The 14,807-nt window shown below is 33.1% G+C and carries 8 protein-coding genes; all 8 read left to right on the forward strand.

Annotation, left to right across the window (positions count from 1 at the left end; all coding sequences use genetic code 11):
* Position 1 precedes the first annotated feature (1 nt).
* The 8 genes from C1X07_RS13855 (at position 2) to C1X07_RS13890 (ending at position 14,703) form a co-directional block, all read left to right on the forward strand.
* Positions 2–1,357 carry an alpha-L-fucosidase gene (locus C1X07_RS13855; RefSeq protein WP_103070617.1) on the forward strand — a complete coding sequence of 452 codons (1,356 nt, stop codon included), beginning with the start codon at positions 2–4 and terminating at the stop codon, positions 1,355–1,357.
* 50 nt (positions 1,358–1,407) lie between these two features.
* Positions 1,408–3,738 carry a GH92 family glycosyl hydrolase gene (locus tag C1X07_RS13860; RefSeq protein ID WP_103070652.1) on the forward strand — a complete coding sequence of 777 codons (2,331 nt, stop codon included), beginning with the start codon at positions 1,408–1,410 and terminating at the stop codon, positions 3,736–3,738.
* A gap of 15 nt (positions 3,739–3,753) precedes the next feature.
* Entirely contained in the window at positions 3,754–6,084 is a 2,331-nt protein-coding gene (locus C1X07_RS13865) for a GH92 family glycosyl hydrolase (RefSeq protein WP_103070618.1), read from the forward strand.
* 185 nt (positions 6,085–6,269) lie between these two features.
* Positions 6,270–8,501, forward strand: a complete 2,232-nt coding sequence (locus C1X07_RS13870; RefSeq protein ID WP_103070619.1) for a DUF4838 domain-containing protein — start codon at positions 6,270–6,272, stop codon at positions 8,499–8,501.
* Between the two features lie 12 nt (positions 8,502–8,513).
* On the forward strand, positions 8,514–9,998 hold the full coding sequence (locus tag C1X07_RS13875) for an alpha-L-fucosidase (protein ID WP_103070620.1): 1,485 nt from the start codon (positions 8,514–8,516) through the stop codon (positions 9,996–9,998).
* Positions 9,999–10,139: 141 nt separating this feature from the next.
* Entirely contained in the window at positions 10,140–11,993 is a 1,854-nt protein-coding gene (locus C1X07_RS13880) for a sulfatase-like hydrolase/transferase (RefSeq protein WP_103070621.1), read from the forward strand.
* Between the two features lie 73 nt (positions 11,994–12,066).
* Positions 12,067–13,590, forward strand: a complete 1,524-nt coding sequence (locus C1X07_RS13885; RefSeq protein WP_262494916.1) for a sulfatase family protein — start codon at positions 12,067–12,069, stop codon at positions 13,588–13,590.
* Between the two features lie 141 nt (positions 13,591–13,731).
* On the forward strand, positions 13,732–14,703 hold the full coding sequence (locus C1X07_RS13890; protein WP_103070623.1) for a type I phosphomannose isomerase catalytic subunit: 972 nt from the start codon (positions 13,732–13,734) through the stop codon (positions 14,701–14,703).
* Positions 14,704–14,807 lie beyond the last annotated feature (104 nt).

The raw sequence follows: 14,807 nt of genomic DNA on the forward strand, positions 1-14,807 counted from the left end.
TATGAAGTATTTATCACTAATTATCGGTTTTGTATTTACTCTTTGTATTAGCCATCAGGCAAAAGGGCAAGAAAAAGAGTCAATAAATGATAATCGCTTAGAATGGTTTGAAAACGCGAAGCTAGGAATATTTATTCATTGGGGGTATTATGGGGTAAATGGAATATCAGAATCCTGGTCCATGTATCATAAAAAGATTTCTTATGAAGATTATATGAAACAGGGAAAAGGATTTACAGCAAAGAATTACGATCCTGTAAAATGGGCAAGGCTATTCAAAAAAATAGGAGCAAGATACGCTGTTATGACGACCAAACATCATGATGGTGTTTCCCTTTGGGATACTCGTTTTAGTACTCTTAATGTTACAGAAAAAACACCTGCAAAGAAAAATTTGGTAGCTCCTTATGTTGATGCATTGAGAGAAGAAGGACTAAAAGTTGGATTGTATTACTCTTTATGTGATTGGTCACATCCAGATTATGATGTAGTGTTTCCCCGACCAGATACCAGAAAAGACTATCCGCAAAGAGGTCAAGAGAATTTAACCAAATGGGAGAGATTTGTTCGGTTTTACAAGGGACAATTAAAAGAATTAAGTGACCAATATCAACCCGATTTGTATTGGTTTGATGGAGATTGGGAAAAATCCAGTGAAGAATGGCGGGCAGAATCTCTAAAAGATTCATTGCTATCCTGGAATCCCAAAACCATTGTGAATTCACGTTTAAAAACACATGGAGATTATAGTACTCCAGAGCAAGGCGTACCGGTAGTAAGACCAGAAGGACCATGGGAGTTTTGTATGACCATGAATGATAATTGGGGGTATTTTCCAACAGATACTAACTATAAACCGTCTTCTCAAATCATAAGAACTTTTGTAGAGGTTATAGCTTCTGGAGGAAATCTATTACTCGATATTGGAATGAAACCCGATGGAACCATTCCAAAAGAACAAGAAGAACGTTTGGAAACTTTAGGAACCTGGATTAATAAGCATAACAAGGTTGTTTTTGATACTGAGGCAGGGCTTCCCTATGGACATTTTTATGGACCGACATTACTAAGTAAAGACAAAACCAAACTATACTTATGCATATTCGATACTCCCAAAAATTATATTTCTCTGAAAGGAATTCAGAATAAAATAAAATCAATCAAAGTAGTAGGCAAAAATCAGGATTTGAGTTTTGTAAGAAATGGTGGAGCTTCATGGAACAATATCCCTGGAATAGTGCGAATCGAAACATTAGAAAAGGAAAACTTAGATGCATACGTAACTGTACTTGAAGTTACTCTGGAAGGAGAATTGAAACTGTATAGAGGACATGGAAATGCAGTAGAGTTAAATTAAGGTTTTAAATTCTAAATAAAGAAATGTTGAGCAATAATAAAAAAGCGAAGATGAAGAGTAAATTGGTAGTATGTAGTATACTTACAATACTATTATCCTGTACACAGACCGAGGAAAAAGTAGAAAATCAAGAAAGTACTACAACGACTAATGTGGTTGATTATGTAAACCCCTTAATGGGTACAGATTCTTCATTTAGTTTGTCTAATGGTAATACATACCCGGCGATTGCAACACCATGGGGGATGAATTTTTGGACTCCTATGACTTCAAAAATGGGAGATGGATGGACTTATAAATATGATGAGAATACTATTAGAGGTATAAAACAAACACACCAACCAAGTCCTTGGATAAATGATTATGCCGCTTTCTCTTTAATGGCAGTTACAGGAGATCTTAAATATAAAGAAGATGAACGAGCTTCTTGGTTTTCGCATAAAGCAGAAACTGTAAAACCCTATCACTACAAAGTATATCTGGCAGATTATGATGTTACAGCAGAGGTTGCACCTACCGAACGCGCAGCACATTTTAAATTTACATTTCCAGAAAAAGAAAAATCCTATATTCTATTAGACGCTTTTTTTAAAGGTTCTATGGTAAAAATTATTCCCGAGGAAAGAAAAATTATTGGGTACTGTAGAAATAATAGCGGTGGAGTTCCTGATAATTTTCATAATTACTTTGTAGCAGAATTTGATAAGGATTTTGAAGTAAACCATACCTGGGGTGATGAATGGAAACTAGTAGAAAACTCTAGAGAAAACCAAGGAGAACATGTAGGAGCTGTGATTGGTTTTAGAACGAAAAGAGGAGAAACTGTAAACGTAAAGGTTGCTTCTTCGTTTATAAGCCCAGAGCAAGCGCAAGTGAACTTGGATAGAGAAATCGGTGAGGATACTTTTGACCAAACGAAGAGTAAGGCTAAGAATGCATGGGAAAAAGAATTAGGTAGAATACAAATCGAAGATGATAATCTGGATCATATTAAAACATTTTATTCCTGTTTGTATAGAGTATTACTTTTTCCAAGAAAATTTCATGAGTATACCAAAGAAAATGAAGTAGTGCATTATAGCCCGTATAATGGTAAAGTATTACCAGGATATATGTTTACTGATAATGGATTTTGGGATACGTTCAGAGCCGTTTTTCCTTTCTTTAATATGATGTATCCAGAGTTAAATGGACAGATTATGCAAGGATTGGCAAATACATATAAAGAATCAGGGTGGTTACCCGAGTGGGCTAGTCCAGGACATCGTGATTGTATGATTGGCTCTAATTCTGCACCGATTATTGTTGATGCTTTTATGAAAGGAGTACCTAATATGGATACAGAAACCTTGTTTGAAGCTATATTAAAAAACGCAAATACTTCTCAAGGTAGACCATTAGATAATGGTAAAGAAATTCATTCTGTAGGGAGAGAAGGAGTAGAGTATTACAATAAGCTAGGGTATGTGCCATATGATGTAAGAATTAATGAAAATGCTGCAAGAACATTAGAATATGCATATGCAGATTTTACCATTGCCCAAATGGCAAATAAGCTAGGTAAAAATGATATTGCGAAGACTTTTTATAAAAGATCTGAGAATTATAAAAACTTATTTGATCCAACAACCAAATTAATGAGAGGGAAGAATGAGGATGGTAATTTTCAATCTCCTTTTAACCCTCTTAAATGGGGAGATGCTTTTACAGAAGGTAATAGCTTGCATTATACCTGGTCTGTTTTTCATGATATAGATGGATTAATACAGTTAATGGGAGGAAAATCAGAGTTTGAAAAACAATTAGACGAAGTGTTTACAATGCCACCAGATTTTGATGCCTCTTATTATGGATTTACAATCCATGAAATCAGAGAAATGCAAATTGTAAATATGGGGAATTATGCACATGGTAATCAACCCATTCAGCATATGATCTATCTATATAATTATGCTAATGCCTCGTATAAAGCTCAGAAGAAAGTAAGAGAAGTGTTAACCAAGTTATATGCGGCAACCCCGGATGGGTATTGCGGAGATGAAGATAATGGACAAACTTCTGCTTGGTATGTATTTAGTGCACTTGGTTTTTATCCCGTTACACCCGGAGTAAATCAATATGTGATTGGAAGTCCTTTGTTTAAGAAAGCGACCATAACGCTAGAGAACAATAATAAGTTCGTGATTAAGGCATCTGATAACTCTAAAGATAATGTATATGTGCAATCTTCTATTTTAAATGGAAAAGTTTATGATAATAGTTACTTGGATTTTGAAATGATACAAGAAGGAGGAGAGCTACAGTTTACTATGGGGAGTTCTCCAAATAAAAGTTGGGCAAATAAAGAAGAGTCAATCCCATATTCTTTGAGTAAGAATTAGAAAAGTAGTAGAACAATGATTTTGAATTTTTTTAAAAGGAATTATGTATACCAGTTAGTATTACTGATTTTGTTGACTTTTTTTTCTTGTACCGAAGAAAAGAAGAAAGAAAGTACAGCGACATTAGAAAAAAAACAAGTATCAAAAGTGGAGTCGATCAAAGACTATACGCAATATGTAAACCCATTTATAGGAACATCTAATTTTGGCACGACCAATCCGGGACCAATTGCTGTTAGGGGGATGGTAAACGTATCTCCATTTAATGTTTCGGGAAGTCAAAATCTACCTCTAGAAAAAGATAGTCGTTGGTTTTCAACACCATATGTTCACGAAAATACATTTTTAACAGGGTTTAGTCATGTAAATTTAAGTGGAGTAGGATGCCCTGATCTAGGAGTTATTATGGCAATGCCTACAAGTGGTGCTTTAGAAACAAATCATAATTCATATGGTTCTACTTATATCGATGAAATTTCAGAAGTAGGGTATTATTCATGTTTATTAGATAAGTACAATATTAAAGTAGAAACTACGGCAACTACAAGAGTTGGGGTCAGTAAGTATTCTTTTCCCAAGGGAAAATCCAATATCCTTTTAAATTTAGGATTAGGACTTACCAATGAACAGGGGGCAATGATAAAAGTGGTATCCTCTACAGAGATTGAAGGAGTTAGGACTGTTGGATCATTTTGTTACTACAAACCAGAGGAAGCATACCCAGTTTATTTTGTAGCACAATTTTCAAAACCAGCTGATACATTTGGGATCTGGAAAAAATCTGCAAAGAATAATGGGATTGAAGGGCAATGGATGCAATCCTATAATGGCAAAGTGCAAATAAAAGAAGGGTATAAAAAAGAAGTTGTTGGAGATAGTATTGGCGGGTATATGACCTATTATTTTGAAGAGCCAACTCAGGTAGAAATGAAAATAGGAGTGTCCTATGTAAGTATAGAAAATGCACGTGAAAACTTAGAAAAAGAGGCAGTACAAATAGAATTTGATCATATTAGGCAGAAGACTAAAGAAGAATGGAATGATTATTTGTCAAAAATAGAAGTTGAAGGAGGTAAAAAAGAAGATAAAATTAAATTTTATACAGCATTGTATCATACACTAATTCATCCAAATACGCTAAACGATGTAAATGGAGAGTATCCCAAAATGAAAACAAGAGAGACTTTAAAAACAGAAGGAACCAGGTATACTGTATTTTCTCTCTGGGATACCTATCGAAATTTACACCAATTAATGAGTTTGGTATATCCAAAACAGCAATCAGATATGGTAAAGAGTATGTTGCAAATCTACGATGAATCAGGATGGTTGCCCAAGTGGGAGTTAAACGCAACAGAGACTACTACTATGGTAGGTGATCCGGCAGGAATAATTATTACGGATACCTATCGTAAAGGGATTAAAGATTTTGATGTAGAAAAAGCTTATGAGGCAATGCTTAAAAGTGCAGATCAATTAGTTGATAATCCATTACGTCCCGGAATCAAAGATTATATGGAGAAAGGATATCTCACAACAAAAACTACAAGTAGTGGTTCTGTATCCACTACGCAAGAGTATAATATTACAGACTTTGCAATAGCACAGTTAGCCAATGAACTAAACAAGGAAGATGATTATCATCGTTTTTCAAAACGGTCTTTGTCGTATAGGAAACTTTTTGACAAGGAGTTTAATTTATTACGTCCCAAAAATGATGATGGTAGCTGGTTAACACCATATAACCCTAATACAGGCGCAAATTTTGTAAAAAATATTGGGTTTATAGAGGGAAATGCATGGCAATATACCTTTATGGTTTCTCATGATGTAGTAGGATTAAAAAACCTTATGGGGGGTGATAAAAACTTTTTAAATCAGTTGCAGAAAGTATTTGATACTAAGCAATATGATATGGCAAATGAACCGGATATTGCATATCCATTTTTGTTTAATTATATAAAAGGAGAGGAGTGGAGAACACAAAAGACAGTTAACACCTTATTAGAAGAATACTATAAAAATGCTCCCGATGGGCTACCAGGAAATGATGATACAGGAACTATGTCTGCATGGGCTATATTCTCTATGATAGGGATATACCCAGTAACACCATCTGTTCCAGAATATACTTTTTGCACTCCTAAATTTGATAAAATAACAATCCATCTAGATCCAGAATATTATAACGGCAACACATTAGAAATAGTATCTAATGTTTCGGATGAGAACAAATACATTGATCAGGTTTTAATTGATGGGAAACCATTTGATAAATACTTCGTTTCACATGATGACCTTATCAGCGCAAAGGAGATTAAGTACATTCTAAAACGTGATAAATAGAATGTATATCGAGTAATAAATGAAAACTTGAAAAATTGATAACGTAAACCAAAAATCTAAAAAAAAAACTTACCCTTAAATCTTTTCTGAACTTATACATCATCCTAATAATCCCAAGGATTTTTAGTAGAGACTTTATGCTCTTTGCTATAGTTACCTATTAACTAATCATAATAATTAAACAAATGAAAAACCTTATCATAATAGTTGTCATATTGGTCTGCATCGTTTTTCAATCATGTGAAACCCATAATATCCAATTGGTTGTTGATGGTGTTACTGATTATGCTATTGTTGTGCCTGATGATGACGAAGAAAAGCTGGAAGCAACCGCAATAGTATTGCAAAAATATATAGATGAAATGTCTGGAGTCGAAATTCCTTTGGTAAAAGGTGCTAAGATCAAAGATGCTAAATATAAAATTTATCTCGAGTTGTTAAAAGATAAAAAGGGGAAAGAACAGAAAATAGTTATAAAAACAGAAGGTAAAAATATTCACATCAAAGGAAGCTCTCAAAAAGCTATTCAAAACGCGGTATATGAGTTTCTTGAAAAATATTTAGAATATCGTTGGTATGCCCCGGGAGTAGAAAAAAATCAACCACTAAAATTAACTGATATACCACCAATCGATTATGTTTATATTCCTAAAATAGCCACAAGAACGGTACATTCCAGATTATTTTATAATAATAATAGCTATGCCGATCAACAAAAAGTAACATACCAGGCTTTTCCTAACTATGTTCCAAAAGCAAGAGTGCATACTTTTCATAAATTCATGCCTGAAGAAGTTTTTTATGATGATAACCCCGAATATTATGCATTAAGGGGAGACAAGCGATTACCAACACAACTTTGTTTAACGAATGAGAAAGTTTTAGGAATAGTAAAAGATTCTGTTTCAAGCTTATTTAAAAGATATCCAGAGGCTTCTGTTATTTCTGTAAGTCAGAATGATAATCAGCAATACTGCCAATGTGATAATTGTAATAAAATAGATATAGAAGAAGATAGCCAGTCGGGAACTATGATTCGTTTTGTAAACAAAATAGCACAAGCTTTCCCGGATAAAACTATTTCTACTTTGGCCTATCAATACACTCGAAAACCCTGTAAAACCCAGCCAATAGATAATGTGCTTATTACATTGTGCTCAATAGAATGTGATAGAAGTAGTTCTATAGAAAAAAAATGTGTTGACTTTTCTGATGATCTCAAGGGGTGGGGAAAACTAACAAGTAATATAAGGATATGGGATTATACCACTCAGTTTACAAATTTTTTAGCCCCATTTCCTAATTTGCATACCTTACAACCTAATATTCAATTATTCAGAGATAATAATGCTAGATGGGTTTTTGAGCAGCATAGTAATAATCCTAGTGAACTTTTTGAGCTAAGATCGTACGTCACCGCCAAACTTTTGTGGAACCCCGATCTTGATTTTAATGAGTTATTAATAGATTTTACCAATGGATATTACGAAGAAGCTGGAACATATATCAAAGAATATATAGATTATATTCATAATGAAATCAAAAAAGATGATGATTTTTTTCTATTCCTATACGGTGATCCTTCAGAAGCTTTTGATTCGTACTTGCATCCAGATTTATTGAGTAAATATACCCAACTTTTTAATGAAGCAGAAAAGGCAGTTGCCGATAAACCTGATATTATAAATCGAGTAAAAATGGCTAGGTTAGGAGTAGATTATGCTGTTTTGGAAGCGTGTAGGAAAAATATCACTAAACAATACAATCTTATGACCCAAGATGATTCGGGGCATGAAGTTTCAAACCCATTCGTATCTTCTTTGCTTGATAGTTTTATTAAAACATGCGCCAAAAATGATATTACTTTAATGAATGAAATGGGGTTCAAGATAAGTGATTATTACACTAACTATTTGTCCGCTTTGGAAACAGCAAAAAAGCCTAATAAAGCAAAAGGTAAAGATGTTAGAACAATCACTTTACCCAAGAAATATGCAAATGAAGATCCCATGATACTTACGGATGGAGCTTTAGGAGGAAGTAGTTTTTATGCTAATTGGTTGGGGTACGAGGGTAATGATATGGAAGTTATAGTTGATTTAGAAGAATCCGTAGAGATACATACGCTCTCTACTGCATTTCTACAAGTCACCAATCATGTTGTTTTTTTCCCCTCATCGGTAGAATACTATGGTTCACGAGACAACATTAATTTTATAAAATTAGGAATAGTCGATAATTCATTTCCACTAGCAAAGACGAGTAAAATAAATGATATCCAGCAGTATGATTTAAAATTTGATTCTCAAAAGGTTAGGTATTTAAAAGTTAAAGCTAAAAATACAGAGACCCCTTATTGGCATCATGCAGCTGGGTTACCATCATGGCTTTTTGCCGATGAGATTATTGTTAATTAATTAGATATAAGTATGAAAAATGTAAATTCAAATTTTTGTATAGTTTGGATAGCGTTGATTTTTGTTCAGAATATCATGGCACAAGCTGTATATGAAGAAGAACGCTATGTTCCCGAAACGGATCCCTTAGTATTAGAAAAACTAAAGGAATGGCAGGGGCTCAAATTTGGTCTGTTAATGCATTGGGGAACATATAGTCAATGGGGAATAGTAGAGTCTTGGTCACTTTCTCCAGAAGAATATGATTGGTGCGAAAGAAAGAAAGGATCTAACCCAAAAGATTATTTTACTTATAAAAAAGAATATGAAGGTTTAAAAAAAACATTTAACCCTGTAAAATTTGATCCTGAAAAATGGGCAAAAGCAGCCAAAAATGCAGGTATAAAGTATGTGGTCTTTACCACCAAACACCATGATGGTTTTTCTATGTTTGATTCTAAATATACTAATTATAAAATTACAGATCCGGAATGCCCTTTTTCTTCAAACCCCAAAGCCAACATTACAAAAGAAATTTTTAAAGCTTTTAGAGCTCAGGATTTATGGACAGGAGCCTATTTCTCTAAACCTGATTGGAACCATCAGAATTATTGGGATCCTTACTTTCCACCAAAAGATAGGAATGTAAACTATGAACCCGAAGCTTATCCAGAAAAATGGAGTAAGTATATCGGTTTTACGCATAATCAGATATTAGAACTACTTACAGACTATGGCAACGTTGATATTTTGTGGCTAGATGGAGGTTGGGTAGCTAAAACCCCAAAATCTCAAATTACTAGTTGGTATGACAAGCAGTTAAACTCTAATAGTAATGGATACTTAAAACATAGAATGATCAATCAGGATATAAAAATGGATAAACTGGTCGCTAAAGCCAGAGAGAAACAACCTGGACTAATAGTAGTTGACCGAGCCGTTCACGGAAAGAACCAAAATTATCTGACTCCAGAGAATAGGATTCCCGAAAAACCATTGCCTTACCCCTGGGAATCTTGTATAATAGCTGGCGGTGGCTGGTCATATTCTTTTAATGCAAAGTATATGTCCGGGCGTAAAGCGATACATACCTTGGTTGATATTGTAGCAAAAGGAGGGAACTTATTATTAAACATAGCACCTAGTCCCGAAGGTGAATGGGATGAAGAAGCATATAGATTATTAAAAGAAATAGGTAACTGGATGGATATTAACAATGAAGCTATTTATGGTACTACATCAATGGCTCCTTATAAGTTTGATAACATCTGTATAACATCAAAACCTGATGGTACTTTATATCTTATCTATATGATACAAGAAGGACAAAAGGATTTACCATCAGAAATCTCCTTTCCTAAATCAATTGTTTCTAATAAGGTAAAAGTAGAGTTACTAGGGTTTGATTCTACTCTAAAATGGTCAAAAACAGAAACTGAGGTAAAAATTAAAATTCCTAATGAAACCAAAAATAAGCTTTTAAATACAGTAGCTTTTGTCATAAAAATTAGTGAATGATACCAATTGTTTGATGCTATTTCAATATGTACAACATACAAAAGCTAGGTTTTTTACCTTTTTTAAAATGTTATTGATCGAAAAAAATCTCAAAAAAAATATAGTATGATCATATTTGGTTAGTATAAACACTAGAAATACATGAAAATTGTTTTCACCACACGAATACATAAAAAACTGATTAATATTTGTGTGTTATTAATTAGTCTGCAATGTGTTGCGCAAATTAATTCTAAACCAAATGTTATCATTATTTATACAGATGATCAAGGATCTGTTGATTTAGGTTGTTATGGAGCGTCAGATATTTATAGCCCGAATATAGATCAATTAGCTAAAGAAGGAACAAGGTTTACTCAGGCCTATGTAGCAGCTCCTGTTTGCGCACCATCTAGGGCTGCATTACTCACCGGAAAATACCCTCAGAATGCCGGAGTACATAATAATACATCACATATTCCTGGTTCTCATGGAATGCCAAAAGAACAATATACAATTGCCGAATTTTTTAAAGATCACGGGTATAAAACCGGACATATTGGAAAATGGCATTTAGGCATGAGTGAAGAAACTTCACCTAATGCTCAGGGTTTTGATTATTCTTTTGGACATTTGAGGGGGTGTATTGATAATTATTCACATTATTTCTTTTGGGCAGGACCTAATGTTCATGACCTTTATGAGAATGGAAAAGAAATATTTTACCCTGGGCAATATTTCCCTGATTTAGCATCAGATAAGGCAATACAGTATGTAGAAGAACATAAAGAAACTCCATTTTTTATGTTCTATGCTATAAACATGCCTCATTATCCATATCAACCTACCAATAAATGGAGAGATTATTATAAAGATGTAGAAAAACCCAGAGGTGATTATGCAGCATTTATTTCTACAATTGATGAGAGAATTGGCTTTTTGATTGATAAATTAGAAGTATTAGGTATTAGAGATAATACAATTATAATATATCAATCAGACAATGGGTATTCTACAGAAACTCGTGCTTTTAATGGAGGAGGTAGCTCTGGTTCATATAGAGGAGCAAAAAGTAGTTTGTTTGAAGGAGGAATAAGGCTTCCAACCATTATTAGTTGGAGGAACAATTTACCTCATGATATTGTAAATGAGGAGTTTTTCGTTAATATAGACTGGTTTCCCACCATTTCAAATCTTTGTGGTTTTGATAATTCACCAGAAAATGTTGATGGTTTAGATATGTCCAAAATGATCATAAATCCAAGTATGACATCTCCAAGAACAAAAGCTTTTTGGAAGTATGGTAATCAATGGGCTGTTAGAAAAGGAGGTTGGAAACTAATGGGGTATCCCAAAGATACTTCGCATAAAAAAGAATTAGACCCAGAAAAGGATGTTATATTTCTTTCTAATCTAGGTGAGGATACATCAGAAATGAAAAATTTGATCCGTAAATATCCACATATTACAGAAGAGTTAAAAGAAGAATATTTGTCTTGGGAACATGGGCATGAATCTGATATGCCAAAGAAATCCATAATACTACATCATTTGGGTAAGCATAGAAAGATTAAGGCTGTAAAAAATCTCCATGATAAGTACAATAACATTGAAGTACTACTTGACGGAAAACGAGGATATAACGATTTTAGTTCAGGGCAGTGGATAGGGCAAAATGGAAAAGATTTAGAATTTGTGATAGATCTCAATTCAATACAATCAATATCCAAGATTTCTCTAGGTTATCTACATAATCCATCTAATTGGATTTATAGTCCCAAACAGTTTGAAGTTAGCTTCTCTAATACTGGGGAATTATATAATAACTTAATAGTATCAAATTCATTTACAGGAATAAGCAATAAATATAATTTGATTGATAAACTATCAATTAAGACAAAACAACAGGCAAGGTTTATAAAAATAAATATAAAAGGTATTCCTAAAATTCAAAAAAACAATGAAGGAGAAGGAAATCAAGGTTGGATTTTTATTGATGAGATAATAATAGATTGAATTTTTTATACCTCTTATTATGTATAATCACATGAGAAAACGTGTCTACAGGTCAAATATTCTTCTTTTAATTATGTTGATTTTTTTAGGATGCAAAATAAAAGAAAAACATAAAGTTAAAAAGCCAAATATTCTTTTCATAATGTCTGATGATCATACGTCTCAGGCATGGGGTATTTACGGGGGTATATTGAAAGACTATGTTCAAAACCAGAATATTAAACGATTAGCAAATGAAGGTATTACCTTGAATAATGCTTTTTGTACAAATTCAATCTGCGTACCAAGTAGAGCCAGTATTTTGACAGGTCAATACAGTAATAAAAATGGAGTATATACACTCAACGACGCTCTAGATTCTGATAGCCTAAATATTGCTAAGGTGTTAAATAAAAACGGATATCAGACTGCTATTATAGGAAAATGGCATTTAAAAAAAGAACCTTCAGGTTTTGATCATTATAATATTTTGCATGATCAAGGGCGTTATTGGGATCCAATTTTAAAAACACCAAAAAACTTCCATAAACCTTCAGCAGAGTGGGATGTACACAAAGGGTTCTCTACAGATGTTATTACACATTTATCATTAGAATGGTTGAATCGAAGAAGTAAAGAGAAACCATTTATGCTTATGACTCATTTTAAAGCAACTCATGAGCCCTTTGATTTTCCGGAAAGATTTAAGGATTTGTATACAGATATAGACCTTCCTGAACCAGCTTCTCTATTTGATTTTTCACCAGAAACTACCGGAAGAAGTTTTATTGGACAAAAACTAGAAAACCTGAGTTGGCGCTATGAACAAGCGTCTAATGCACCGGACAAATGGTGGTGTAAATATCCGGAATTGCCTTTTTATACTAAGAATATGGATAGTATTGCCGCTCGTAAAGCAACGTATCAGAAATTGGTTAAAGATTTTTTGAGATCTGGAGCTGCAATCGATGATAATATTGGCAAAATTTTAGATTATTTAGAAGCTTCAGGGTTAGCCGACAATACCATAGTGATTTATACAGCAGATCAAGGTTATTTCTTGGGAGAACATGGTTTTTTCGATAAACGATTAATATATGAAGAATCATTGCGGATGCCATTTATTATAAGATATCCTAAAGAAATCCCATCAGGAAAACGTATAGATGACATTATTCTAAACATAGATTTTCCCGCTCTATTTGCAGATTATGCAGGTATAAAAGTACCAGGATCTATACAAGGGAAGAGTTTTCGTAAAAACCTTATGGGTAAAACACCAGAAAATTGGAGAACATCTGCTTATTATAGATATTGGACAAATGATACTATTAGACCAGGACATTTTGGAATAAGAAACAAAAAATACAAATTGGTATTGTTTTATGGGCAATCTCTTGATATGACAGGCTCTTCAAAAGAATCTACGGCACCATCATGGGAGTTTTATGATTTAGAAAAAGACCCTCATGAAAACAATAACGCATACAATGATAACTCTTATTCTAAAATCATTAAAAAAATGAAAATAGAGCTTATCAAACTTCGAAAAGAATATGAAGATACAGATGCTCAATATACTATTCTTCAAGATATTTTTGAAAATCATTGGAACTAACTTAGAGAAGTGCTTTAAAATTTATAGCCAATATTTTATGTGAAAATATTAGCTCAATATTTTGTTTATCAGTGATTTGTTGTGGTTTCTTAGGAGAGGTAGTAAACCAATAACCCTTTAATAGTAGTAAAAATTAAATTTATGTTGTATCCTTTAAAATTTTACCCAATTCTCAAAGAAAAGATTTGGGGAGGAAGTAAGTTAAAAACTATTCTGAATAAACCTTTAGAGAAAGAAAAGATCGGCGAAAGCTGGGAAATATCAACAGTAGGTACAGAGGTTTCTGTAGTGTCTAATGGAGAGTTTGCTGGAAGAAGATTAGATGACATTATAAGAGAATGTAAAGCTGAACTCTTAGGAAAAAAAGTATATCAGGAATTTGGCGATCAATTCCCCTTGTTAATCAAATTTATTGATGCCCAGGAAGATTTATCCGTTCAATTACATCCTAATGATGAATTAGCAAAAAAACGCCATAATTCTTACGGAAAGACAGAAATGTGGTACGTAGTACAAGCGGCTCAAGACTCCAAGCTAATTGTAGGTTTTAATAAGGATACTACAAGAGAGGAGTATGAAAGATTTTTGAATAATAGAAAAATTACAGAATTACTCAATTTTGATAGTATTTTAGAAGGAGATAGTTACTTCATAAAAGCAGGTACAATCCATGCTATAGGGAAAGGAGCATTGATAGCAGAAATTCAGCAAACTTCTGATATAACCTATAGAGTTTACGATTGGGATCGAAAAGATGATAATGGAATTCAAAGAGAATTACATACCGAATTAGCTTTAGAAGCCCTTGATTTTAACAAGAGCAATTCATCCAAATTGATTTATGATGACACAGTGAATAGCACGAATGAAGTAGTTTCTTCAATTTATTTTACTACTAGTTCAATTGAAATAGATGGTCGTTTTGAAAGAGATTATAAAGACTTGGATTCATTCAAGATTTTAATGTGTGTAAAAGGGAGTGGTACGATATATACAAAAGACAATTCTACTTCGATTGAGGTTGGAGAAACATTATTAATTCCTGCAAAAATTAAACACATATTGATAGAGAGTAATGCTCAAAAAATGAAGTTGTTAGAAGTCTATATTTAACAGCTATTAGAAAAAAAGCTCACAATTAATTTTATACTTATATATAAATCAATTGGATGTTATTTAACCTTTTTGAGTTGTCATTGATCGAAAATTTTACCTAA

It is taken from the genome of Aquimarina sediminis, from assembly GCF_002895435.1.
In the GTDB taxonomy this organism is placed as follows: domain Bacteria; phylum Bacteroidota; class Bacteroidia; order Flavobacteriales; family Flavobacteriaceae; genus Aquimarina; species Aquimarina sediminis.